The 23,389-nt window shown below is 66.8% G+C and carries 25 protein-coding genes; 8 read left to right on the top strand and 17 right to left on the bottom strand.

Features of this window, described 5'->3' with window-relative positions; all coding sequences use genetic code 11:
• Nucleotides 1–5 precede the first annotated feature (5 nt).
• From RM788_RS43450 to RM788_RS43465, 4 genes are read left to right on the top strand one after another with little or no spacing between them, the layout of a single operon-like run.
• Nucleotides 6–926 (top strand): branched-chain amino acid transaminase, encoded by a 921-nt coding sequence (locus tag RM788_RS43450; RefSeq protein WP_315926313.1) that lies wholly within the window; start codon nucleotides 6–8, stop codon nucleotides 924–926.
• An 8-nt stretch (nucleotides 927–934) separates the two neighbouring features.
• Nucleotides 935–1,699, top strand: coding sequence for a hypothetical protein (locus tag RM788_RS43455; RefSeq protein WP_315926315.1), 765 nt, complete (start codon nucleotides 935–937; stop codon nucleotides 1,697–1,699).
• Entirely contained in the window at nucleotides 1,696–3,021 is a 1,326-nt protein-coding gene (locus RM788_RS43460; RefSeq protein WP_315926317.1) for an MFS transporter, read from the top strand. Before RM788_RS43455 ends, RM788_RS43460 begins: the two co-directional genes overlap by 4 nt.
• Entirely contained in the window at nucleotides 3,021–4,277 is a 1,257-nt protein-coding gene (locus RM788_RS43465; RefSeq protein ID WP_315926319.1) for an ATP-grasp domain-containing protein, read from the top strand. Before RM788_RS43460 ends, RM788_RS43465 begins: the two co-directional genes overlap by 1 nt.
• 3 nt (nucleotides 4,278–4,280) lie before the next feature.
• Here the strand turns inward: RM788_RS43465 and RM788_RS43470 are convergent, their stop codons facing one another.
• Nucleotides 4,281–4,979 carry a hypothetical protein gene (locus tag RM788_RS43470; RefSeq protein WP_315926320.1) on the bottom strand — a complete coding sequence of 233 codons (699 nt, stop codon included), beginning with the start codon at nucleotides 4,977–4,979 and terminating at the stop codon, nucleotides 4,281–4,283.
• Nucleotides 4,980–5,033: 54 nt separating this feature from the next.
• Between RM788_RS43470 and RM788_RS43475 the strand changes: the two genes are divergently transcribed.
• Nucleotides 5,034–5,756 (top strand): hypothetical protein, encoded by a 723-nt coding sequence (locus RM788_RS43475; protein ID WP_315926322.1) that lies wholly within the window; start codon nucleotides 5,034–5,036, stop codon nucleotides 5,754–5,756.
• A 108-nt stretch (nucleotides 5,757–5,864) separates the two neighbouring features.
• On the opposite strand, the gene RM788_RS43480 is transcribed toward RM788_RS43475, so the two are convergent.
• The 3 genes from RM788_RS43480 to RM788_RS43490 all read right to left on the bottom strand — a co-directional run bounded on the left by RM788_RS43480 (nucleotide 5,865) and on the right by RM788_RS43490 (nucleotide 8,423).
• On the bottom strand, nucleotides 5,865–6,443 hold the full coding sequence (locus RM788_RS43480) for a hypothetical protein (protein WP_315926324.1): 579 nt from the start codon (nucleotides 6,441–6,443) through the stop codon (nucleotides 5,865–5,867).
• A gap of 518 nt (nucleotides 6,444–6,961) precedes the next feature.
• On the bottom strand, nucleotides 6,962–7,789 hold the full coding sequence (locus tag RM788_RS43485) for a hypothetical protein (RefSeq protein WP_315926326.1): 828 nt from the start codon (nucleotides 7,787–7,789) through the stop codon (nucleotides 6,962–6,964).
• A 208-nt stretch (nucleotides 7,790–7,997) separates the two neighbouring features.
• Entirely contained in the window at nucleotides 7,998–8,423 is a 426-nt protein-coding gene (locus RM788_RS43490; protein ID WP_315926328.1) for a hypothetical protein, read from the bottom strand.
• A 475-nt stretch (nucleotides 8,424–8,898) separates the two neighbouring features.
• On the opposite strand from RM788_RS43490, the gene RM788_RS43495 reads away from it, so the two are divergent.
• Complete coding sequence (locus RM788_RS43495) at nucleotides 8,899–9,204, top strand: PadR family transcriptional regulator (protein WP_315926330.1); 306 nt, start codon at nucleotides 8,899–8,901, stop codon at nucleotides 9,202–9,204.
• A gap of 31 nt (nucleotides 9,205–9,235) precedes the next feature.
• Here RM788_RS43495 and RM788_RS43500 read toward each other — a convergent pair whose 3' ends face one another.
• On the bottom strand, nucleotides 9,236–9,895 hold the full coding sequence (locus tag RM788_RS43500; protein ID WP_315926332.1) for a hypothetical protein: 660 nt from the start codon (nucleotides 9,893–9,895) through the stop codon (nucleotides 9,236–9,238).
• A 113-nt stretch (nucleotides 9,896–10,008) separates the two neighbouring features.
• A complete protein-coding gene (locus tag RM788_RS53185; protein ID WP_399341905.1) occupies nucleotides 10,009–10,320 on the bottom strand; it encodes a helix-turn-helix domain-containing protein in 312 nt (103 codons plus the stop codon).
• A gap of 728 nt (nucleotides 10,321–11,048) precedes the next feature.
• On the opposite strand from RM788_RS53185, the gene RM788_RS43505 reads away from it, so the two are divergent.
• Nucleotides 11,049–11,546, top strand: coding sequence for an NUDIX domain-containing protein (locus RM788_RS43505; RefSeq protein ID WP_315926334.1), 498 nt, complete (start codon nucleotides 11,049–11,051; stop codon nucleotides 11,544–11,546).
• 10 nt (nucleotides 11,547–11,556) lie between these two features.
• Here RM788_RS43505 and RM788_RS43510 read toward each other — a convergent pair whose 3' ends face one another.
• The 4 genes from RM788_RS43510 to RM788_RS43525 form a co-directional block, all read right to left on the bottom strand.
• Nucleotides 11,557–11,745: a hypothetical protein gene (locus tag RM788_RS43510; RefSeq protein WP_315926336.1), complete on the bottom strand. Its 189-nt coding sequence runs from the start codon at nucleotides 11,743–11,745 to the stop codon at nucleotides 11,557–11,559.
• Nucleotides 11,746–11,864: 119 nt separating this feature from the next.
• Nucleotides 11,865–12,146, bottom strand: a complete 282-nt coding sequence (locus RM788_RS43515) for a hypothetical protein (RefSeq protein WP_315926338.1) — start codon at nucleotides 12,144–12,146, stop codon at nucleotides 11,865–11,867.
• Nucleotides 12,147–12,423: 277 nt separating this feature from the next.
• A complete protein-coding gene (locus tag RM788_RS43520; protein WP_315926340.1) occupies nucleotides 12,424–12,930 on the bottom strand; it encodes an HNH endonuclease family protein in 507 nt (168 codons plus the stop codon).
• Nucleotides 12,931–13,326: 396 nt separating this feature from the next.
• Nucleotides 13,327–15,411: a beta-propeller fold lactonase family protein gene (locus tag RM788_RS43525; protein WP_315926343.1), complete on the bottom strand. Its 2,085-nt coding sequence runs from the start codon at nucleotides 15,409–15,411 to the stop codon at nucleotides 13,327–13,329.
• 890 nt (nucleotides 15,412–16,301) lie between these two features.
• Here RM788_RS43525 and RM788_RS43530 point away from each other — a divergent pair.
• On the top strand, nucleotides 16,302–17,459 hold the full coding sequence (locus RM788_RS43530; RefSeq protein WP_315926345.1) for a tetratricopeptide repeat protein: 1,158 nt from the start codon (nucleotides 16,302–16,304) through the stop codon (nucleotides 17,457–17,459).
• 203 nt (nucleotides 17,460–17,662) lie between these two features.
• Here RM788_RS43530 and RM788_RS43535 read toward each other — a convergent pair whose 3' ends face one another.
• The 7 genes from RM788_RS43535 to RM788_RS43565 all read right to left on the bottom strand — a co-directional run bounded on the left by RM788_RS43535 (nucleotide 17,663) and on the right by RM788_RS43565 (nucleotide 23,297).
• On the bottom strand, nucleotides 17,663–18,982 hold the full coding sequence (locus RM788_RS43535) for a Fic family protein (protein ID WP_315926347.1): 1,320 nt from the start codon (nucleotides 18,980–18,982) through the stop codon (nucleotides 17,663–17,665).
• Nucleotides 18,983–19,928: 946 nt separating this feature from the next.
• Complete coding sequence (locus RM788_RS43540) at nucleotides 19,929–20,339, bottom strand: NUDIX hydrolase (protein ID WP_315926349.1); 411 nt, start codon at nucleotides 20,337–20,339, stop codon at nucleotides 19,929–19,931.
• Nucleotides 20,309–20,689 (bottom strand): hypothetical protein, encoded by a 381-nt coding sequence (locus tag RM788_RS43545; RefSeq protein ID WP_315926351.1) that lies wholly within the window; start codon nucleotides 20,687–20,689, stop codon nucleotides 20,309–20,311. Before RM788_RS43545 ends, RM788_RS43540 begins: the two co-directional genes overlap by 31 nt.
• Before the next feature lie 682 nt (nucleotides 20,690–21,371).
• A complete protein-coding gene (locus tag RM788_RS43550) occupies nucleotides 21,372–21,686 on the bottom strand; it encodes a hypothetical protein (protein WP_315926353.1) in 315 nt (104 codons plus the stop codon).
• Between the two features lie 86 nt (nucleotides 21,687–21,772).
• The gene (locus RM788_RS43555) at nucleotides 21,773–22,501 is read right to left on the bottom strand and encodes a S1 family peptidase (protein WP_315926355.1); all 729 of its coding nucleotides are present in this window, start codon (nucleotides 22,499–22,501) and stop codon (nucleotides 21,773–21,775) included.
• Between the two features lie 6 nt (nucleotides 22,502–22,507).
• On the bottom strand, nucleotides 22,508–22,882 hold the full coding sequence (locus RM788_RS43560) for a S1 family serine peptidase (RefSeq protein WP_315926357.1): 375 nt from the start codon (nucleotides 22,880–22,882) through the stop codon (nucleotides 22,508–22,510).
• Between the two features lie 202 nt (nucleotides 22,883–23,084).
• On the bottom strand, nucleotides 23,085–23,297 hold the full coding sequence (locus RM788_RS43565; protein ID WP_315926359.1) for a hypothetical protein: 213 nt from the start codon (nucleotides 23,295–23,297) through the stop codon (nucleotides 23,085–23,087).
• Nucleotides 23,298–23,389 lie beyond the last annotated feature (92 nt).

Raw genomic sequence — 23,389 nt, forward strand, 5'->3', positions numbered from 1 at the left:
GCACGATGAAGCTGACCCCCACCAGCACCATCTGGATGGACGGTGAGTTCGTTCCATGGGACGAGGCACAGGTCCACGTCCTGACCCCGAGCCTGCACTACGGATGGGGTGTCTACGAAGGGATTCGCGCCTACGAGACAGCCGAGGGCCCCGCTGTCTTCAGGCTGCGTGAACACCTCCAGCGGCTGCACGACTCGGCCCGCGTCTACCTCATGGATCCCGGCTGGAGCGTCAACGAGCTCACCGAGGCCAGCCTCGAACTGCTGCGCCGCACCGACCTGACGTCCGGATACCTGCGCCCGATCGTCTACCTCGGCTACGGGACCATGGGCGTCGCACCCCAACTGGACAGCGCCAAGGTCGCCATCGCCGCCTGGCCCTGGGGTTCGTACCTGGGGGAGAAGGCAGAGCAGGACGGCTGTCGGCTGGTGATCAGCAGCTGGCAGCGCAACGGCGTCCACTCGGTCCCGCCGCTGGCCAAGGCCACCGGCGCGTACGTCAACTCCGCACTGGCCAAGGTCGCCGCGATCCGTTCGGGCTACGACGACGCCCTCATGCTCACGCCGACCGGGCACGTGGCCGAAGCCTCCGCCGCGAACATCTTCGCCCTTCGCGACGGGGTCATGACCACCCCGCCGGTCAGTGACAACATCCTGCCCGGCATCACCAGGGACACCGTGATCACGCTGGCCCGCGACCTCGGCTACGAGGTCAGGGAGCAGAGCCTGACCCGCAGTGAGCTCTACGTCGCCGACGAAGCCTTCCTCACCGGTACCGCCGCCGAGATCGTTCCGGTCACATCGGTCGACGACCGCCCGGTCGCCGCCGCGGGCTGCGGTCCGGTCACCAAACAACTGCGTGAGGCCTTCCAGGACGTCGTCCACGGCCGGAACACCGATTACCGTCGTTGGCTTTCCCACGTGTGAGGACGACTATGAAGGCAACAGACCTGATTCGCCCCACCCAGTCCGTCACCGCCTCGGTCACCGACGCACTGGCCGTCTTCGAGGACGCGGTAGCCCGGCTCACCAGCACCGCCGCCGAACTGTCCGCCGACGACACACCATGGGCCGTCGCCCAGCGAGAGGAGGCTGCCGACCGGGCGGTCGACTTGCTCGCCGCCCGCGCCTGGTACGCCAAGCCCAGTTCGTCGCTCGGTGACGTACAAGCCGTCGCACATCGGTGTGTTGCCTACGCCGTCGTCGCCGACACAGTCCTCGCAGGCGGTCGGGACAGCTCCGACCGTTCTGTTCAGCACCGCCTGACTGGCCGCGCCTTGCTGCTGCTCACCCTGCCCGAGCACTTCGACGCGGTCACCGGCCACGTCCGCCACCTGCTTGGCGCCGCACCGGAGGGGCGGCTGCTCGCCGCCTGGCGAATGGTGGACGAGGCGCTCGGCACCTTGGACACCACCCGCCACGAGTGGGTGGGAGCAGACCCCGCGGTCGTGGCCGCGGCGGGCTGGGTCCTCGTCGACAGGATGAGCCGTCTGCTGATCGCCTCCGCCCTGGTCTCCCAGGCGGGTGCGGCCGGGCAGCCGAGCCAGGTCGCGGAACTACTGGTGAACGCCGCTCGACGGTACGCGTGGAACCACCTGCGTCGTCCGGCCCCGGAGGCGGCGACGCCCACCCATGTTCGTCGCTCCGCCGACCTCGTGAGCGCGCTCGCCCCGCAGACCCGCCGAGAGCAACAGCGGTGAGGAGAGCCCTTCACCGGGCGGCCGGGGTGCTCCTGCCGAGCAGTCCAGCGGGCCGGACGCTGGCGATCGGCGCCGGTGTCGACTCGCTGGGCACCGGGATGTTCTTCGCGTCCTCCACCCTCTACTTCGTCGGGATCGTCGGCATCCCGTCGGTGAAGGTCGCGCTCGCCACCACTCTGGCAGGTGTGTTCGCGCTGCTCGCTCCCGTGCCACTGGGCAGGCTCGCGGACCGGCTCGGGCCGGGCCGGTTCTACGTGGCCCTGTTGCTCCTGCGCGCCGTCGGCTACAGCTGCTACGCGTTCGTCTCAGAGTTCATCGGCTACCTGGTGCTCACCGTGCTGCTCACCGCAGCCGACCGGTCGAGTTCGCCCATCCAGCAGGCCGTGGTGACCGCCGTGGTCGGGGACCAGGACCGCACGCGCACGATGGCTTCCATCCGCGCCGTCCGCAATGTCGGTCTCACCATCGGCTTCCTGCTGGCGGGACTGATCTTTGCGACCGGCAGTCGCACTGTGCTCACGGCTGCCTTCCTCGCCAACGGCGCGTCCTTCGTCGTGGTCGCGTTCACCGTCCGAAAGGCGCTGGCCAGCGCCGGTGCCACCGTGCGACTCGGCAAGACACCAGCAGGCGGTTCAAGTCCGCCGGACTCGGCGGAACCGGTGCGCTCCCCGTTCCGCGACACCTGGTTCATGGTGTTCACGGTCGGCAACGGTGTTCTCTCGCTCTACGACACCGTGCTGATCGTATTGCTGCCGATCTGGGTCATCGAGCACACCGAGGTGCCCCCCGCCTGGGTGCCGGTGTTGATGGCCATCAACACCGTGCTGACGGTGGTCCTCCAGGTGTACGTCGCCAGGTTCGCGGTCGGCACGGCCGCGGCGATTCGACTGCTGGTGGTGTCCGGCATCCTGATGTCGGTCTGCTGCGCCTTCTTCGCCGTCGGACAGGCGGCCTCCACCACCATCGCGGTGATCGCCGTCGGAGTGGCGGTGGTGGTGCTCTCGGTGGCGGAGAACCTCCATGCCGTGGCCGCCTGGGAGTTGTCGGCCGAACTCTCACCGGAGCGCGCCCGCGCCCGCTACCTCGGCGCGTTCAGCCTCTCCCTCACCGGCCAGAAGGTCATCGGTCCCACGCTGCTGGTGGTCCTGCTGATGCCCGCCGGCCTGCTCGCCTGGCCCGTGCTGGCAGGCGCCTTCGGTGCGGCCGCCGCGGTCACCCGCACCGCCGCCCGTCGCTGCCTCGCCGAACGGGCAGGTAGTACCGAACTCGCCTCCAGCCCCCCGTCCCCAGCACACTCCAAGATCGACCGAGGTGAACAGTGATGACCGAGCGCGTTCTCGTCGTCGGCAGTGGCCGCGACCTCCCGACCCGTGTCCGCCAGGCGCTGCCCGGTACCGAGACCTCGGTGATCTGCCGCCTGGAGTTCGTCGCCAAGCTGCGCGAGCTGACTGAGCACACCAGGGTCATCGCGGTCCGGCACGACGCCGCGGATCAGGAGTGGATCGAGTTGGCCGCCGCTGCCCACGCCCGGCACCCGTTCACCCGGATTGCCACGTTCGGCGAGCGGGACCAGGACCGCTGCGCCGCCATCGGCGAGGCCCTCGGCCTACCCACCCACAGTCCGCGCACGGTGGCCCTGGTCCACGACAAGCAGGCCATGCGGGCCCGGCTGCGTGAGACCGGTCTGGACGCCACCCCCTCAGCCCTAGTGGCCACCCTGGGAGATCTTCGCGCCTTCGTCCGGGAGCACGGTCTGCCTTGTGTGGTCAAGCCGGTCTCCGGCGCGGGCAGCGCGGGCGTCAGCCGGGTGACGCGCGAGAGCGAACTGGCCGCGGCCTTCGAGCGGGCAGCCGGCAGGCACGAGGGACTGTCGGACTCGGGGGTGCTCGTGGAGCAGTTCCACGAGGGCCCGCAATTCAGCGTCGAGGCGTTCTCGGAGCTCGGCGAGCACCAGGTCGTCGCCATCACGCGCAAGTACTCCGATCCGGTGAGCTTTGTCGAGCTTGGCCACGTGTCACCCGCGGAACTTTCCACGTCGCAACGGGACGAGATCCACGTCTACACGCAGCGACTGCTGGACGCCCTCGGTGTCGAGTCCGGCGCGACCCACACCGAGATCGTGCTCGGCGAGGCGGGCGTGCGGGTGATCGAAACGCACGTCCGAATGGGTGGCGACGAGATTCCGGCACTGGCGCTCGACGCGACCGGTGTCGACATCGCCGAGTGCGTCGTGCGCCAGACAGTCGGGGAGAAGGTCCTGCCCGGCATTCGCGCCATCCTCGCCGAACCACGTACCCCGCGCAGCTCGGCGATCTGGTTCGCGGCTCTGCCCACCGCAGGATTGCTCGGCGAGGTCACCGGTCTGGACGAGGCCCGTGGGACTCCAGGCGTTACCGAGGTGGTGCTGCTGGTCGGCCCAGGGACCACGATCGGCGCTCTTGAGTCCTCCGACTCCCGTGTGGCCAGTGCCCGAGCGCTGGGTCAGACCGCCGACGAGGCACTGTCCGCTGCCCGCGAAGCCGTGGCACGCCTCGAATTCCACCTGTGCGTACGGGTCGTGGGTGAGGTGACTGTGTAGGCCCTACAGACTGGCGGGCTGGTCGTAGAACGCGGTGACCTGGGTCAAGATGTCCGCCGGTGGCTCCTCGACGGTGCAGCGCCCGCCCAGTTCGACTCTGACATCGTCCACCGGACGTGTCCGGATGACCGACCGATGACGGCCGTGCAGCACCTGCAAGGGCCGCCCGAGCTTCAGTGTCAGCAACATGGACGCGCTGCCGCACGCCTCGTCCTCGCCCTTGCCGATCCGTGGCGCCCACAGCCTGGCCCGCACCGTGCCTGCGTCGGGGTCGATCCAGGCCCAGACCTGGGTGAAGTCCTCACCCGCGGGTAGAGCGGACAGATCCTCGATCTCTTCGGGGGTGTTCATTTCGTAGTGGCGCCACGGTTTCGACCAGGCCACAGGCGCAGTCAGCCATACGGTGCCGTCATCCGTCCGCCGGCATTCCACGAGGCCGGCCGTGGGGGTCAGGTCCCTCACCACGAATCCGAGTCGGTGCAGGACCTCGACCGTGCCCAGCAGGGGATGCCCGCCAAACCGAATCGGCTGGCCGTAGGAGCCATGGATGCTGACCAGCCCCCGAACAGGATCCTGGACGAAAACCGTCGCCGGAACACCGAGCCGATCGGCCAGCGCCTGTCGCTGCTCGCTCGTGACAGCCGCGTGCTCCGGCTCCATCACCACCAGCGCTGGATTGCCGTATGCGCCATCGGCGTTCACGAAGGCTCGTGCGAGTAAACAGGTGACCACGCACCCGGACACTATCAGCTGAATATGCCGCTCCCACCCCGAACCAACCTCGCCAGCGAGCTTGCGCTGGTCGCGACGACCGCGTTCCAGGCCCGCACCGACTTGCTGCTGCACCCACTGCCGGGCCTGAGCGTGGACGAGATCGTGGACGGGGTACGCGATGAGGCCTTCGTCGCCCAGCACACCACCGGCCGCCCCTTCTACACCGCCATCTCCTACCTGTTGGTGAGCATGGAATGTCTGATCGGCGCCGCCTACACCAAACAAGTCCACGCAGCCGGACTGGCAGGCGCGGCCCGCCCGGCGATGGGACGCCTCGACGCGGACTTCGCCGATTGGCGTATCGGCCGGTTCTCCCTGCACGCCCAACTCTGGGTCGACCGCAACTTCGCCCTCGACTACACATTCAAATCGCTGGAGAAGGTGTTGGACGGGCCACCATGGCAAGCGGTGCGCGCCGCGCGCCTACTGCTCAAGGACGCGGCGTTCGACCTGTTGCAGACGATGGTCGCATTGCTGGCCGAATTCCCGGTTGACCGCCCGTATCCCACCGTCCTGGACGGCGTTCTGTTGCGGGCGCTGGAGTCGGCGATACATGGGCTACGGGTCCGCGTCACCGACACCGTGCAGGCGTTGGCCGCCGTGCTGTCCGATGAGGACTCGGGCCTGCTCGTCGGGACGTACACCCTCTGGGCGGCAACACAATCCTGGGATCTGATCAACGCCGCCGATCCGTGCGGCACGTGACCTGCGACGCCGGGGCAAGGACCCGCTCGCCCCGGCACGGGATCACACCGATTCGGGAATGGGGACCCAGTTGAACTCCGGGCAGAACCGCGCGTAGGTCACCAACTTTCACTCCGCGTAGTCCTGCATGCGGCCTGAAGACCGCAGCAGGTGCTTCACCCAGGTGTGAGCGACACGCTCCCGCTCGGTCATATGCGCTTCGATGTCGTCGAGCATCCGACACGCCACGGCGAAGTCCTCCACCGTCAACGCGCTCAAGTCCACCTCCACCCCGCCGACGGTGAAGGCGAACACCAGTCGCGTGGTGGCGGGAGCACCCTCGGAGAAGTCCGCCGCGGGAAACCGCGTTACACGCTCACCCTTGAACACCGCGTGTCCGGCCAAGGCGGCGACCAACACCTCACGCTGCTCTGCGGGGTAGCCGATGCCCAAGTCCAGATCACTGGCTTCCAGATTCAGCCCCAACCCGAACGAGCCCACATCACGGGACTCGTGCCCGGTCCACGTCCGGATCAGTGCCGCGGCTTTTTCGCGCACCACGAGCAAGGCGGCGTCGTGGCGGCGTCGTTGCTGGTAGAAATGTTCCGCCCGATCGAATTCCCCGACCGGGAACCTGTCAGGATCAGCCCATCGAGCTGCTAGAACACTGGCGAGGTCAAGGGTCGACTCGATGTCAATATCGGTCATCGCGGCAGGCTACTGGACCAGGCGGAGACACCGAAGAGTGACATCGGCGGGGTATCGCAGTCCCTGCCCGCCACCATCGCCACATGTGAAGGAGTTCCTCCGATTGTGCGCGGGTGAGTGGTGTCGGCGGTAAGCCGACACGATGACGTGCATGTTGAGTGGTACCCCGAGCGGTGCATCCCGTTTTGAAAGCGTTGCTGCGATCCAACTTGAGCCCAGGCGTCCGCCGTGGGTGACGCCGACACGCGTGGCCGGTCAGGCGACCTCGGTCAGGATGCGGTTGGACAGCAGCACAGCGACTCCGAGCTCCCGGCTGAGGCCGCGCAGCAGTTCCGGATCTCGACCCCCGCCGGGACCAGCCCATTGGCTGGCTCGCCGAAGGCTGGCAACTCCGGTCGGTGCACCACGCCTGTGACGGAGTGCTCGGCCACAAGGTGACGAGGTATCTCGCGCACCTTATGTCCGATCCGTTGGTGTCGCGGAGGGGAGCGGCCAGAACGAGCCGTCGCGACCAGATCTCAGTGACTCCTGCGATGCCGGGCAGTCCTGTAGGTGGAGGCAGCTTGGGCGAGGGCTTTCCGGAGCAGTTCGCTGCGCAGCTCAACCGTGTGGCGCAGCTGGGCGAGTTCGGCGTACTGGTGGGCGTAAGGGATTTGGTGATCACGGAGCCAAGCCGCCAGGTGGTTGCGGCGCAGGTCTCGGCTGATGAGATGGGCACGTTCACGGGCGGACAAGAGGGCATGCGCGTGTTCCCTGGCAGCGCCCAGGACTTGACTGCGCGTTGACAGCAAGTTCCTCGCCAGAACGAGCGCGGGCACCTGGCGGGCGGATAGACGGGACTGCAAACGACTCAGGCCCGCTGCGTGGAGGATTTCCATGCGGTCCGTCAGCTCGCCATATGGTGCCAGCGCGGCGTAGAGCCGCCGGACGAGGTGCAGTTCGTTGCCGCGGTAGCGAAGGGCGCGGGCGTGCTGGGACCGCGCCCACCACGCCACTGTCCAGTTGCGTGGGGCGTAGAGGATGAAGTCGATCAGGAATCGGCGTCTGGGCCAGCCCGACAGTTCAAGCAGCTGGGCGTGCATTTCTTCCGCCCAGTCGAACGCGCGCGGTGTGGGCAAGGCAAGTCCCACTGCGGTAAGTACCCAGTGACCGGTGCGTAGGTGCAGCCGACGGCCACGTGACCACACATTTCGGCCAGCGGTGGCCAGCACCCACAAGACGACACCAAGAGCACCGACGATGAGCGCCTCGAGGATAGAAGCGCTCATCGCCCAGCCGATGGTGAAGCCGAGCGGAAAAGCCGCGATGAGGGCGAGCCGCAGGCAGCGGTCGCCCACTCCGCTCATCAAGGGCTCCATGCGTGTGCGGAGACCGGGATGCAGCTGCTGGTGGCGAAGCGGAACTTGCCGTGTGTGCCGCGGTCGAGGGGCTCATGGGACGCCGAGGCGTCGGAGAGCGGTGCCTTGACGGCAGTCTTGGTCGTAATCAAAGGCACGGTCAAATAGTGACAAACCTGTAATGAAATTAGTGTAACTACTCGCCGGTAACACACCATCAGGCGCTCCCTTTGCCGCGTCGTATCCGGCTATTGGGCATGGAGTCGCCTCGATCGGGTGGGCTTGCCGTTTTTGGCTTGACGGCGGGAAGTTCCTTCAGTTCTGTCGCCGTCGCCTCGATCACGGTTGGCGCCTGCACGCTGGCCTGTTTGTTCCGGCGGAACTCCCTGCCAAGGGTGAGCCGGAGCGCGTCGGACAAGCGTTCCCACGGCTCGGAGCGGTCCGAAAAGGCCGCCGTCACGAGGGCGGCGATGCAGACCCCGAGTAAGGCCAGTAACCCGGTGATTGTCCATGGCAGCCAGGTGCCGGTGAAGGCCGACAGGCCGACGGTCCCGGCGGTGACAGCGCTCGGAAGGGCTGCGCGTCGGGACGGGCGGAAGTTCGAGCGCGTCGGTGTGCGACGGCGATGCCGCGAAACGGTCATGGCAGCAAGAACCTCATCGTGCGGGGGTTGGGGAGAGCGGTGCTTGGTGCGTCGGCCGGGCACTGTTGCCCAGATTGAAGCCACCGTTGGATCGACTGGGCCGAAAATGTCAGTGCTGACCGGTAGACCTGCGTGCAGTGCAGGCGAGGCGCCGGGTCGCTATCTGCCGGGCATGTGCGGCCTCTGGGGTAGCACTGCCCGGTCGGAGGGGCTAGGCCACATCGGCTTCATGAATAAACCCTATCTGAGCTGTTAAAATTATCTCTATATAGGGTCCGCAAGAGGACACGATGGAGTGAACGTAGACAACCGGGTGTCCATCTGGCCGTCTCCCTGGGGGGAGTCCGTAGCTGGTTGTAGCACCGCACTAGGCCGAAGGCCTGGGGCTAACGGCCACACATGGGTGGTTCGGGACATGTGGTCCTGCCACCTGCCGTGTTATCAATATAGGGTTGCAGGCGTGGGAGCGCCGCGGATGACCGTCCAGACGCAGGCGGTTCTGCATGCGCTTTTAGCGGACCCACACGCTGAGCTGTACGGTCTTGAGATCGCGGACCGAACAGGCCTTCTCCCAGGTAGTACCTACCCTATTTTGGTGAGGCTAAAGCAAGCCGGATGGGTGAAGGATCGCTGGGAACTCGTTGACCCGCACGCCGAACGCCGTCCCCGGCGGCGCTACTACCAGCTGACCGAAGACGGCGCCGTGGCGGCGCGAACGGCCCTTCGCACAGCGCGCGTGGGCCTTCGGAACTGGGGGTTGTCTGCCGGGGGTGCGACGTAGCCAGCTGACAGGTGGTCCGAGGCCGCTACTTCTACAGGCAGCGTTTGCTGGCTCCTAGTTCACTCAGCATCTCGGCCAGCATGAAAGTTCCGTGATTAATTTCGAGCAGGAGTGCGACTTCCTGCGATGTGGGCTGCCGCTCAGGCGGTGTGGGGCCCAGGTGCGCTTGAGTGATGAGAAGCTGCCTGCACATGTTGGCCAGCCAGGCTGCCTGGATGACGAGCGCGGGATGCTGCCGTCGGCTGACGGCGCGGCTCAGGATGAGCGTCCACCGGCGCAGGGCACGCCATTGAGCTTGTAGCTGTGCCCACTGAAGATCATGGCGTGGCCAGGTCGGTGTCGGAGACCGCAAGACAGCGTTGACGGCGGTAATGCGTGGATCGGCCCAGCGCATGGTGGCGTGACCGAGCCGCTCGTGCAGACCGTCTGCGCGGCTGGCCAGCCAGACGCCCCACGTCGAGGTGACAAGAGCTGGAACCTGGTGCCAGATATCGCGGATGGCTTCATGCTCGCGGTCCGGTCCCGCGTCGGTGAGCTGGCACTCCATGTCAGGCAGCCACACCATGACTTCCCGCAGTGGCAACAGGGGTGCGATGAGCTGAAGGGTGACCCAATGTGTCCTCATTGGACGCCGTCGCTGGATCCTCCAGAATCGCAGAACATAGACAACGACGGCGATCACAGTGAGCATGCCGCCAGTACAGATCGACATTTTCGAGTATGAGCCACCGAACACGGCACCCAGGACAACAGTTCCCCCAACGACGACGCCGACGGTGAGTCGGTGCCAACCCTGTCGATCTTTCACGCAGGGCGCCTACCGGTGGGCCACCATGCACTCGGTGCCGTTGAGGCCTTGCCGCCGCGCACGATCCACCAGCCGTACGGGCTGACTTGGTAGAGGGGCCGCCCACGCCGAGCGGTATCGGCCGCGTCGGGACTAGGTTGACGCGTGGTGACCCAACCGCGGTGCCGTAGATGCACCAACAGGGGGTAGAGAGAGGCGGGGCGAAGCTCGGTTCGTTCCGCGAGCGTCGCCGTGTCCATCTCATGCCCAGGGGCTTTCGCCAGCGCGTCCAGTACGCGGCGAGCCATCCGCCGTCGTCGCCAGAACATACGCAAACCATAACCGCGTGCCCACTACTGATCTCAACATAGGGTTTCGAATTCACCCCAAAGAGGCGCGCGCGGCGCGTTGACCGTAATCACGCTGGATGACCTCACTGCCAGGGAACCGGTTAAGTTCGTGACCAGGGGCACCTCATGAGTTGAGGTGCCCCTAGTGCTTCGGCGCTGGCCACCAGTGCTATCCGGCCGCTGGTCGCCGGTGGTCCCGCTCGATCTCATGGACGTACGACCGATCCACCTGCACGCCACGGCCTTCGAGGGCGTTCAGGGTGGAGGGGACATGCCAGCCGGTCTCCTCGAGTACCGCCAGCACCACGTCTTTCTTCCACACCACCGGCGCGGGTGGTGGGGCTGGCCGAACCAGTTCAACCCTGGTCCGCAGTTGCTCATCACGTGGCGCAACTCGGTCAGACCGAAGTCAGTGCCGAGCATGTACAGCGTCGGCGCGTGGCCGGGCAGCACCTAGGAAGACACGAGCTCATGTCCGGTGGCGCCTCGGATGCAAGCCGTCCACCGCCACCCCAATAAACACTCTGCGCCCACACTGGCCCATGTGCCGCATCGTCGCCGCGCTGGACCGCTCCATGAACAGATCCGCATCCTGAGCCGCCGATCACGCACTCGCGTGACGAACCTGCCCATTGCAACGAACCGCCCCCACCGCACCACGGGCGTCCGTTGGTCGGCACCGCGCTGCGGTGGATAGGGTCGCTCGGATGACGACTCCAGCCGTGGCACCGGTCGAGCAGTACGTGGCCGGCCTGAACCGCAAGCGCACCGTCGCCGGTGTCCTGTTCCGCGACGCGCGGGACAGGGTGTTACTGCTGCAGCCCTCCTACAAGCCGAATTGGGAGATCCCCGGTGGCGCGGGCGAGGCCGACGAGTCCCCGTGGGCGACCGCGAGCAGGGAAGTCGCCGAGGAGTTGGGCATCACCGACCGCCCGTTGGGTGCGTTGCTGGTCGTGGACTACGTGCGGCCCCAGGACGGCCGTGACGAAGGCGTGGTGTTCGTCTTCGACGGCGGCCTGCTCGCCGAGGCGGACCTGGTCGGGTTGTCGTTCACCGACGGGGAGATCCTCTCCGCGGAGCTGTGCGCCGAGCAGCGGGTGCGCGCGGTGGCCAAGCCGTTGCTGGCCGACCGAATCGCCTCGGCGCTGCACGCGGTGAGGACGGGCCGGACCGTGTTGTGCGAGCAGGGCCGCCCACTGGTCTGAGAAGCCCTGCTCACGTCGGCGTCACGCACTGGCGACCGTCGATCTCGGCCTCCTCTCGTGCTGTTCGGGGCTCAGGCATGGTCGGGACGGGCACGGTGTGGTGCTTGCCCGTGCGCGACGGATCCCGTGCGGCCTGGTTGTAGACGCGCTGGGGCGTGTCAACCGAGGTGTGGTCGACGTCGGCCTGGACGTGGGTCATGTCCGTAGTGCCCTCTGCGGAGCTGGTGACGTGGAGATGACGCACGACGTGTGGGCCCGGTGCCGCAGCGACTTCCGTCAGCTCGGGTTGACTGCGGCGGCGATACGCTGCAGCAGCGCTCACAGGTCGCGTGGGTTCATCCACCCGCCGTCGCGGGTGACGATCAGTGGTGCGTGATGCGCGGCGAGCTGATGCGGTAGCGACGACGGAGGAGCGTGCTGCCGCGGTGGTGCCGTAACCCTGGAGTCGTGCAGCGCGGCGACGCCGGAACGCATGGCCTGGGCCAGGGTGGGGTCGTGCATGTCGACCTGGGGCCGGGCGTCGAGCAGTGCGTCGACGGCGATGTGTGCCAGCGCGGTGCGGGTGCTGTCGGTGAGGGTGTCGCGGACTAGCGTGCTCACGGATCAACTTGTCGGATCCGATGGTGACCAGGCTGAGTCGGTGCGAAACGTCTGGGGTATCGGCGACGTTGTCGGGAAGGACGGTGCGGCTGACGACGCTGGCCAGGTGCTCACCTACGGCAATGCCGATTACAGTAGTCGTGACCCTTTATCCGAACGCCTTCGCCCAGATGACGTCGACGCAGGACGAACACCTAGCCCTCGCAAGTAGAGGAACCTCTGTGGTGCTGGCAGGACAGGCTGTGCTTCTCTCGCCGATGTCCGGACTGAGCTGGGGTCAGGCCGGCTCGGCGGGGATCGGTGTGGTGGTGACGGGCACGTTCGGGCAGTCGGCGGCGATCGAGACGAGTGTGTCCTGCTCGGCGGGGTCGACGGTGAGCTGCCAGCGGGTCTTCACGGTGACCCAGGCGGTGAGGTAGCCGCAGCGGGCCTGTGGGTGGGGCGGCATCCAGTCGGTGGGGTCCTGGTCGGACTTGGAACGGTTGGTCCTGCCGGTGACCGCGATCAGGGCAAGGGGCTCGTCCAGGTCGTTGGCGTAGTCCTGGCGGCGTTGCGCATCCCAGTTCCCGGCGCCGGAGTCCCAGGCCTCGGCCAGTGGCACCATGTGGTCGATGTCCAGGCCGCGGGCGTCCTCGAGGTAGACGTCGTCGTAGCTGCTGTACCACCGGCCTCCGGTGATCGTGCACCGACCGGTGATGGCCGGTGCGTCCGCGGCCTCGGCGAGCAGGACCTCCGCCCTGGTGGAACAGCCGTCGCGATCGGCGTCGATCCAGTGACGGACCATTGCCGGCCACCACGACCACACCACGCCGAACTCCCCGGTACCCGTACCCGCACCACGCGGGGCTTGTGATGATCAGGAGTACCGACCTCGCGCTGTCCGTGCCCGGCGACCGGGCTCACTCCACCCGATCAGGGCGATGACGACGGGTTTCCAGCCTGTGTGACGGGCACATCCCGGTGACCATCTCCGCCGGCCCCGCCTGGGCTTGCACCTTGTGTGCCACAAGCCTTCGACAGTGTTCAGCAACCCCATCCCGACCAGCGCCAACACCGCAGCCAGAACGGCGGCACCGTCAGTAGGCACGCTCACCACCAACTGGCCGAAACGGGTGACCGTCACGGCCACCCGTTTCGATCACTGCCGGCGTTCCGGCGTGCTACTGGTCGCGAGTCGGATTCAGTGGGAGTGGGCCAGTTCGACGTGTTCGGCGCCCTTGCCCGGCATGTTGGTGCACGCGTGGTCGTGCTTGTCCCCGTCGTACTCGTAGACGGCGGTCAGACAGGACGCCATCGCGCGCTGGCCGTAGTAGTTCGGGTGCACGGACTCGTCTTTATCGCCTTGCTTCAGGCCGGTCGTCGCGTCGAGGAACCGGCCCCACTCGGCCTTGTTGCCCAGCAACGGGTTCTCGTGCCAGTTATCGGCACCTGCCTGCTCGGCACCCTTGGCGCACACCTCGTGGCCGTCGAAGAGATTCGCGACGTCCAGGAACTCCACCCCGCGGTCGTGGGCACCGACCTTCATCCACTGGCTGATCGTGGGTACCACGGTGCTGCGCACCCACGTGGCATCCGAGTCGTACACCGGGCAACCGCCGACGCGGAACCGCTGCTTGAAGGTTGCCGGGTAGCGGATGTCGTCGCCGTCGGGCACAGGTGAGGGGTAGGACTGCAGCACGAATCGGTAGGAGTCGTCCGGGTGACCACCGGCGCGCATCACCGACCGCACCTTGACGATGGCGGCATCGAGATCGTCGGCCTTGTCCTCGAGAGCCTGGTTGAATCCGGCTGTCTGACTGGGCTCGCACTGACCTTCCCCGAGGACGAACGATTCGACGCAGTCGGTGATGATGTCGCGGAAACCGAGGTTGTTGCCGCCGACCGTCATCACGATCATCTTGACCTTGTAGCGCGGCAGCAGGGCGGCGAGCTGGTCTACTTGCGGCGCTTGGCCCTTCAGCGGCTGGTCGACGACGTTTTCCGTCTGGGCACCCGAACAAGCCAGGTTGATCTTGCGGTACACGGGGATGTCGGCGCTCTGGATTTCGGAAGAGTACGAGCGCAGGCAGCCGTTGGCGTCGTTGTAGGACCTGCCGTAGACCAGTTTGGGATCGGAGCTGCACCAGGAGTCGGGATTGTCGCCACACGCGTAGACGGCCCGGTCGGTGCCGTGCACGTCGGTCAGGATTCCGGTGCGAAGGCCGTTGCCCTGCCAGCGGCCCGCGACGCCGGAGATGAAGCTGTCGCCCAACGAGACGATCGCGCTGAGCTCCTGCGGTCGTCCGGCGGCCACCGCCGTCGGGCCGCTGTCCACGTCCGAGGTGGTGACGTCGTTGTCGGACGTGCGGATCACGGAGGTTTTCCTGCTGCCGTTGTCGGGCACGTAGACCTTGGTGCCGTCGGGACTCACGGCGACGCCGACCGGGTGCGCGCCGACCTTCACGGTGGTGATCTTGTCGATCGAGTCGACCTTGTCGGTGCTGGTGTTCAGCACCGACACGTCGTTGGAGTCCACGTTGGACACGTAGGTCCGGGTGCCGTCGGGGGTGACCGCGATGCCGGAGGGACCGCGTCCGGCGCTGACGGTCGCGATCTTGATGCCACTGCTCACGTCGAGTACCGCGACGTCGTCCGACCCGTTGTTGGCGACCAGCACCTTGCTGCCGTCCGGGGTGACGGCCAGAGCGGTCGGGCGGGTGCCCGCGGAGACATCGGCCAACTTGATGTTGCTGACGGTGCTGATCAGAGTGACGTTGTTCGAGCCGTTGTTGGCCACGAACACCCGCGCACCGTCCGGGGTGATGGCGATGCCGGACGGGCCGGTGCCCGTCGGGATGGTCGCGATCACCCTATGTTGGGCGGTGTCGAGGACTGAGACGGTGCGGGAGTCGAAGTTGGTCACGTAGGCGCGGGTGCCGTCGGGGCCGAACACCACGCCCGAGGGTCGGGTGCCGACCTCGACCGTCGCCACTTGGCGCTTGGACTCGGTATCGAGGACCGACACGGTGTTGGACCGGCCGTTGGTGACGTAGGCCTGTGCGCCGTCCGGTGAGATGGCGATGGCCGTGGGGCCGTTGCCGACCGGGATGGTCGCGGTTCCGCCGGTGGACACACTGATGGTGGTGACGCTGTTGGACAGGTTGTTGACCACGTACGCGAAGCCCAGGGGAGGGCCTGCGTGGGCTGTGGTGACCGGGACGGTGAGCGCTGAGGCCGTGATGGCCGCGCATAACACCATCGCGGGTATTCGCTTCAACGAACGCACGACTGCCTCCGTCTGCAGGGGAGAAGCACCTGAGGATGAGCGGACGCCTGGCCGGTGTCCCGCTTGCTTCATCGCAACTTCGGCAGGTTCGTTTCGCGCATTCGGGTGATGTGCCGGCATGACCCGAATGCGCCGCCTGTCGGGATCGGTCGGCTTCGACCATAACGTGATGAGGTCGCGCTTCGCCGATCGACACGCGTCTGCATCTTGGGCATATCTCCGATCATGCTATTTGCTTCTTACGAGGAGACGGGCATTCCGTTGCCATGTCGCCAGCGGTGATGCTCTATTCGCATGCAGTCGGCCGCGAAGCCTCCAGTCCAGGATCGAGGGTGGTGATCAGCGAAGCACGCGAGAGTATGTTGCTGCTGCAGTAAAACTGGCGATTGGTCCTCTGTGGACCAAGTGCGCCGGGCTTGCTCGGCGCACACTCCCGGAAGAGGGGAGGGGGTTGTGTTGTGCCCTTGCGATTGTGGCGGATGGGTGTGATGGCCTGCGCGTGAAACGTTCGGCGTCCTGCCGCCGATACCTACTTCCGAAAGCTGGGTGCGCGGATGCGGGGTGAAAGGAGGGCTTGGTGGAGGTGGTGCCGATCTCGGACCGTCTACAGGTGTGGGGGCTGTGTTTTTCCTGTTGGGCGCCTCCTTTAGCCCGTTTCGGTGACGGGTGATCCTTCACTCGATCGGTTGACAGTGTTGATCATGTATGGAAGAACTTGCCTGCTCTGTTCTGTAGGTATTCGGCCATTTGATTCACCTGTGGCATTGGGTTGATCGGGCGACATGGACACCGTTCGGGCGATCAAGGCTGCATGATCGGGGTTGGACCACCGGGACAGACGGAGCGGGAGCCACGCGGGCACAGACGGCGAGTCGAGGTCGATCGAGGAGATGTTGCTGGTGAGCCGGGCGCGGGACGAACTCTCAAACGACGCCGCACTGCTCCTCTGCTTCCAAGTGCTCGACAGCTCCGCGTTGCCCGCTCGCACTCTGACCGTCGGTGCGAACCTCGAACCCGACGAACTCGACCACTTCCGGACACCAAGCCGGCCGACGACCTCGGGCCTGGTGCGTCTCGATGACGGCCTACTCGGCTGGAGCCCCGAAACCTCCGCCTTGCCGCAGCCCTGGGATGAGTCCGCCCGACTCGTGGTCCGCCGTATCGGCGAAGACCTGCTCACGACTCTTGATACCGCCTGCGGTCGAGTGGGATGCCCGGTCGAAGGGTTCGACTATCCGGCCGGCACACCACTTCTGCCACCGCTGCGGTTTTCCGACGCGCCGCAAACCGTGTCCTGGCTGCGCCAGCACCTGTCGGTGTCACTGGCCACCGTCCGCGCGGGCGGTACCGCGCGCCTACGGTCGTTGACCACGGCGTTGGCGGCCCGTCTGTGGGCCTGCGTGCCCACCGATGTGCCGCGCCACTGGGCGATGGACCTCGCCGAAGCGGGCACGCGTGCGGCGATCGACGGCCGGCAACCGCATGCCCTGGCCGGACTGCTGCGCTTGAGTGCCCGCTGGTTCGCCACTCACGGCGACTTCGTCACCGCCGAGGCCCACGGCGTGCGCGAATGGATGGTGTGGAAGGAACTCCAGGACATCGTCGGCATGATCGACACGCTCTGGCGCCGTGCGCTGATCTACCGCGAGGCCGGGCGGGGCAATCGCGAATTGGACTGCTACCAGCGCCTGTTGTCGCTGTACCGGCGAACGGCCGACCGGTTCGGTGTGGCTCGCACCCAGCTCGCCCGCGGTGTCGCCCTCGTCGCAGTCGGACGGGCCCACGACGCCGCCGAGCAACTGCGGGAAGCGGCGCGCACGTTCGAAAACCCGGACGATCTTCCGGAAGTTCCGCACATCGAACTCGCCCGCACGCTCGAGGCGTTGGGCCGCGCCTTCTGGAGCATCGGCTCCACCGGCACGGCCCGACGGCAGTTCAGCGGCGCGCTACGGCTACTGGTGGACCTGGACAACCAGGCGGCACAACGCATCCGCGCCTTGCTCGCCACACCCGATGACCATCCCCTTCCCGACCCCGGCGGCGGCTAGTCCCGCCACAGATGCATCAGCGCGACGGCGACCTGGATCAACGTGATCAGCGGTTTGAGCGCGGTCATGCTCCGGTGCCGGACCAGGCGGGAAACGCGGTGAGGGTGGCGACGGCGGTGGCGACCGGGCGGGACAGGCCGACGCGGTTCGGAAGGGTCACATGAGGACATGATCGATCGCTGCTTTCGGAATCGGTGGATGGGTCAATTCGCGGGAGGGGAGAAGACGGCCCTGTCCGACTCCGAGGCCAGGGGAGTCTGCAGCGCGTACAGGTCCAGCACCGGCTGGCAGACGAAGACCTTGTTGTAGGTCCTGCGACCGACGTTTTCCACGACCTCGTGGTCCTCCAGCTTGCGGGTGATCTGGGTGGCCGTGCGATCGGCGATGCCGTACATCGCCTCCAGGGCCCGATTGCTGGTCACCGGAGCGGTCATCAGCCCGGCCACCACACTGCGCATGGTGGAGGAGCCGCCCACTCGCTTGAGCATGCTCTCGCGCAACCGGTCCAACTCCTGGATCAGACGGAGCTGTGCGGCAGCCTGGGCTTGCACCCCGCGGGCGAAGAAATCGATCCACTGTTCGATCGGAGCGCCGTCGACCACCGCGCTGATGCGGTCGTGGTACTCCCCGGCGTTCTCGTCCAGCCACGACGCCAACGACAGGACCTGGCCGCGCAGCAACCTCGAACACACCATCTCCAAGGAGGTGTAGATGCAGCTCAGGTAGACGCCGTTGTTCTCGAACGGATCCATCAGTTTCAGGTTCAGATGGCCCAGGGATATCTTGCCGATCCGCGGCAGGGGATGTGGGGCGGGCGCCCATGTCGACCACAGGGCGAACGCGCCGTGCAGCATCGCCCCCGGTGGCGTGGTCAGAATGGGAATCTGGTTCGTCGACCTGCCCGACAGCCAACTCTGCCGGGTCCGGAGCCTGGACTCCGTCGATCCGGTCACCGTGCCGGTCAGCCTCTCGTCGATCTCGCCGATCAGCTCGCCGTCGACGACCGCTCCGGCCTCCACCCTGGCCGCACCGTGGGCGAAGGCCAGGATCACCCTGCCGATCGGATGACGCCGCAGTACCTGCTCGGCGGAGTCCCCCGTGGCCCGGGCCAACAGCAGTTCGATCAACCACGCCTCGGTGAGGTCCAGGCTGGTCCCTGCCAGCTGCGCCATGTTCTGTACCTCCCTCAACCGCGTGCACAACGCGAACATCCCGCCATGGGGTAGTCGACGGGTGCTTTCGTTCAATTCACCCAGGGTGTGCTCGGCCATCGCCAACGCGCGATGGGTCTCGGTGGGCAGAGTGAGGTCGGTGGGCAGCGGGCGTTGGACGTACGCCTGCGCCCTTTCCGGTTCTTCGGACAGGTTGCCGCCGTCCGACGCCTCGACCCGCTCACCATGGGCCGACGATTGAGAGCTCATGGCGTGAAGAGTGCGGCATACGACTAAATCACTGCAACTGTTCAATTTGGGCACTTCAAGATCAACTAAATTTGGCGGGCGATCGTGCATCTGCCGGTGCACGGCTGGGCGACAGCCTCGAACCGGTGTTTGTGCACGTCAAAGTAGGGGGGATGGCACGGGGGCGACATTAATGCGGTTTCGTGACTTTACGGGATCGCCTGCCGCCACCCGTTTGGCAGATAGTCGGTTGGTGTCGCATCGGCATCCTGAGAACGAAAAGACCACTCGATCGTGTAGTGGGCGCGCGGGTGCGTACTTGTTCGGTTCTTATGTCTGTCGCTGACATCCTGGATACCGTCTCGAAGAAGTCGTGGTGGGCAACAAGCCACGTAATCACACGTGATGGCGTCTTAATGGCAACCTTGCAAGTCCTGCGCAGCCGGGCGGTCGTTGCTCGAAGGCAAACCTCAGCGCGCCGGCGGCCGGTTGACCAGAGAAGAATTTGCGACGCAAAGCCCAAGCTGGCCGCGTCACGATGAACCGGGAAATCGACGTTCTGCGCCTCGACGTGCGGGAGGGACGCGCACGGAGGCCCGACAGCGTGAACGCGAAGGGGCACCGCAGTGGATGAGACAGACCAACCGGCTGGATAAGCCATCGCGGTTCTCCGCCGCGACCGCGTCCCGCAACGGTACACCCGCCGACACCCGGTCCAACTCCTGCCCGGTCGCCGTACCTGGCACGGCGATCACCGCCACTGCGCACACCGCCGCACCCGCCACCACACGGACCGCTGTGATCCACCACGACCACGCCACGCCAGACTCCTCGGTACCAGTACCCGTCCCATGCGGGCTCGTGATGATCGGCAGTACCGGCGTTGCGTTGTCCGCGCCCACCGACCGGGCGTACTCCACCCGATCAGGACCGCAGCGAATGTTTCACACCTCTCCGGTAGTACCTCTCGCCACCCCGCCACTTGCGGCGCGACCGGGCCGACCACGGCCGTGGTGTTCACCGTCGCCACGCGATTCCGGCTCGTCCCGGCGGCGTGGTGGGCGCCGGGTTAGAGCAGGTTGGCGGCTTCGGCAACCAACACGTCGATGTTGTCCAGCACGAAGCCGCGCAAAGCTGCGGGCTTGAGGTCGACCGTGTCGACCTGGTGGATCGGGACCCGCACGACCTCGTAGTCGCCGCGGCGGGCGTCGGTCCACTCCTCACCGGTGTGCGCGGCCTCGTCCAGCGTGCGCAGCCGCGCGAGGAAGACCTCCTGCACCGATACCCCTCCCTCGGTGCGGGAGGAGATCCGCAGGACCCGGTCGCCGATCGCAGCGGTCACGCCGAGCTCCTCGGACCTGAGCGTGAGCCATAGCAGGCTCCACAGCGCCTCGGCGAAGCCGAGGACCGTGGTGTGCCAACCGCGGGCCGCAGCGACCTGCTGCGCGGTCAGGACATTGGAGTGTTCGACCTCGAACATGCCAGGGCCGCAGCAGGGGTGTCGAAGGTGGACATGCCGAGTCCCTTGTGGACCATTCTGGCACTGAACTGGAACGGGTTGAGGGTCCTGCCCGCGGTAGCGGTCCGGGCCAGGTACCAGTCGATCATCGCGCGCTGCGCCGACAGTATCCGGATGCGCGTGGCATCACTCTGCTTGTGTTCGCCCCCAACGATCACGTCGGGGCGTCGGTAACGCCCGGCACCGATCTCGGTGATCAGACCAACTGTCAGCAGCCGGTCCAGGCCGTTCTCGACCTCGCCAGGAGTTGTGGTGAGGGCGGCGGCGATCGGCTCCGAGGTGAACTCGTCACCAGGGTGCAGGTCGAGCATGAGGCTCAGCCTCGTAACGAGGTCTGGGACGGAGTCTGGCATCAGCGGCGTTCTTTCGACGGAGGAGGTTCCGGCACAGGCTCTTGTGATCGATTACGGTCTAATACCGTCAGGCAACGGCGGACGACATGTCACAAAGCGGACGCGCGACCTGCGGGGTGTGACCGTCGGGCACGACCGGCACGGCGCGCAGTACGGTCGTCGTCGTGTCCACGGGCCGCTCGCAGGGAGTGGTCAGCGCCGGTAGTGGAGGCTCGCACCGCACAGCGCCTTGGCGCCTGGTCCGGCGCGAAGCGCCACCTGTGGCCGCATCGGGAACAGTCCTGCGCCGATGACCGCCACGACTCCTCCGGTTCACGAGCAGCAAGCTGCCGAAAACAACGAGTACTACCAGAATTCTCCAGTCGCCGAGGACATTCGTGCCCGGTTCTCCGGTTGCGGCTGACGTGTCCGTCAAGGACACCTGGGCGGTCGCCGCGTCTGTGCCGAACATCAGGATGCCTTGTAGGGCAAGGGCGAGCAGCACCGCTCGGACTGTGAACGATCCGGTCTTCAAGGTCTTCGTCCCGTGGTGTCGAAAGGTCGGGACTCCGCGAACGAGGTCGAGGGCCTTCGAGCCGTGTGGTCCGGCGGATGGAGCAGCCGGACCACACGGCTTCGCAGGTGGCCTATCTGCCGGCTGTCAGTCCTGGATCACGCAGCCGGGGAACCCCATGATCGTGACCTCACCGAAGGTGTCTGCGGTCTTGGGGTTGACGGAGTCGGGTGCCATGCACCACGGCCGCATCGGGTTGTCCGCCTTGGCGTCGCCGCTGGGGGCGGTGACGCCCTGGTCCTGATCGTCGATGCCGTCGATGACCACGCCGCTGCTGGCCAGCTCGGGCTTCTCGGGCCTGTGCTCGACGCCCCAGCTGTTCATCGGGTTCGCCACCGCGCTACCGGGTGCGAGCGCCATGATCACCGCCGCCGCCAAGCCCGCGAAGCACTTCACTGCCATGGATCGCTTGCTCACTGGTTCTCCGATTTTATTTCTCTGTCGCCGCTCCGCCGGTCGGCGGCGCGGGTGCTTGGGTGCCGCGAACGTCAGGCAGCGGCGAAGGCGACAGCGTCGTCCCGCGGCTGTGCTGGTGCGGCGATCGGGAGGACACCCACGTTGTCCCGCAGCGTGACCGGCGCGGTCGTGGTGATCGGGATGCGCGGGTGCGGGATCGCTCCGCCCTGGGCGGCGGTCAGCGGCAGATCACTGCGGATCTTGCCGCTGGTCACCGCGTCGGCCCACGGTTTGTAGTAGGCCACACCGGTGGCCACGTCCGGGGTGACCCCGCACAGCTCGGATCCACCGCAGCTGATGATGCCGAACTGGTACACCCTGCCGCGGGCCTTCCCGATGACCGGGCCGCCGGAGTCGCCGTTGCAGTCGCCCTTACCGGGCTGGTGCTCGTTGGTGCAGATGTCGTGGGCGGTGATCGCCCCGTCGGCGCCGCACCGGTCCGCGGGCACGACTCGGGTGTCGAGTTGCTGCAGCGTCATCGACCCGGTGGTGGCGTCGTTGGAGGTCCGGCCCCAGCCCAGCGCCCGCAGCGGGAACCCGACCTGGGGCTCCCAGCTGGCCAGCGGAACCGTCCGAGCCTTCGCTGGCGAGGCCAACTGCATCAGGGCGAAGTCACCCGCGGGGACCTCGTCCCTGGGTACGGGACTGGTATCGGCGATCCAGTCCCAGCCGGAGAACACCACGATGCGCTTGACCGCGACCGCCGCGGCCTTCGATCGGTCGACGGCGCCGACGCGCACGTGGAAATCGCGGTTCTCCACCGGTACCTACACCGGCGGGGCGTGGAAATCCGGCCGGGCACCGAGGCCCGTCGCCGACAGACCCGCCGCCGACACGTCGGCGGGCAGGTTGGTCGCGCAGTGCGCGGCCGTCACGACCCAGTCCGACTCGGTGGCGGAGTAGGTCCGCAGCAGGTTTCCGGTGCAGTTGAGCCAGTCGGTGCGGGCCGGGGTGGTGCTGTCGTACTCGATGGCCGCCGTGGTGTAGGGCTGGGTGGCGGGCCAGCCGCCCACGATCTGGGTACCGATGTCGCCATCCGGATAGTCGGTCTGGGCCGCGACCTGGGCCGTTGCCGTGCCGCCCAGCAGCATCGTCATGGCCGTGAACAGGGTGATTGCTCGCGTCCGTCCGGCGTGGTTCAAGATTCTCCTTCGGGTGTGTGCGGATGGGGGGATGTGCGGAGCGTCGGCGTTGACCGTGGCTCCGCGTCGATGTGGGACTGCAGGAGCGGCAGATCGCCGCAGACCAGTCGGAACGACCGGACGGTTCGCGAGGTTGTGTGGACGACACCAGCCGGTCATCGATCACACAGCCCCGCACGCTCCTACCGGCCGGCGCTGTCGATCACCACGCCGCCTGAGCCTCGGGGGCGACCGGCCCGTGCTCGTTGCAGCTCCAGGGCCGCATCGGGTTGTAGGTCGTGGCCTCCGAAACGGCAACGGTGACCCCGCAATCGCTCCAGTACTTCATCGGCTCCGCCGACGCACTACCCGCACCGAGCAGAGCAATCGCCACCGCCGCGCCCGCAAGGCCTGCTGCCGCACGTCGAATGATCACTGGTTGACCCTCACTTCTCATCGTCTCGCCGAACTGTCGACCGGCGACATGTGCTGGTGGTGCTACCGCGTGATGCGGCGGCGATAACCCGA

It is taken from the genome of Umezawaea sp. Da 62-37 (assembly GCF_032460545.1).
Taxonomy (GTDB): domain Bacteria; phylum Actinomycetota; class Actinomycetes; order Mycobacteriales; family Pseudonocardiaceae; genus Umezawaea.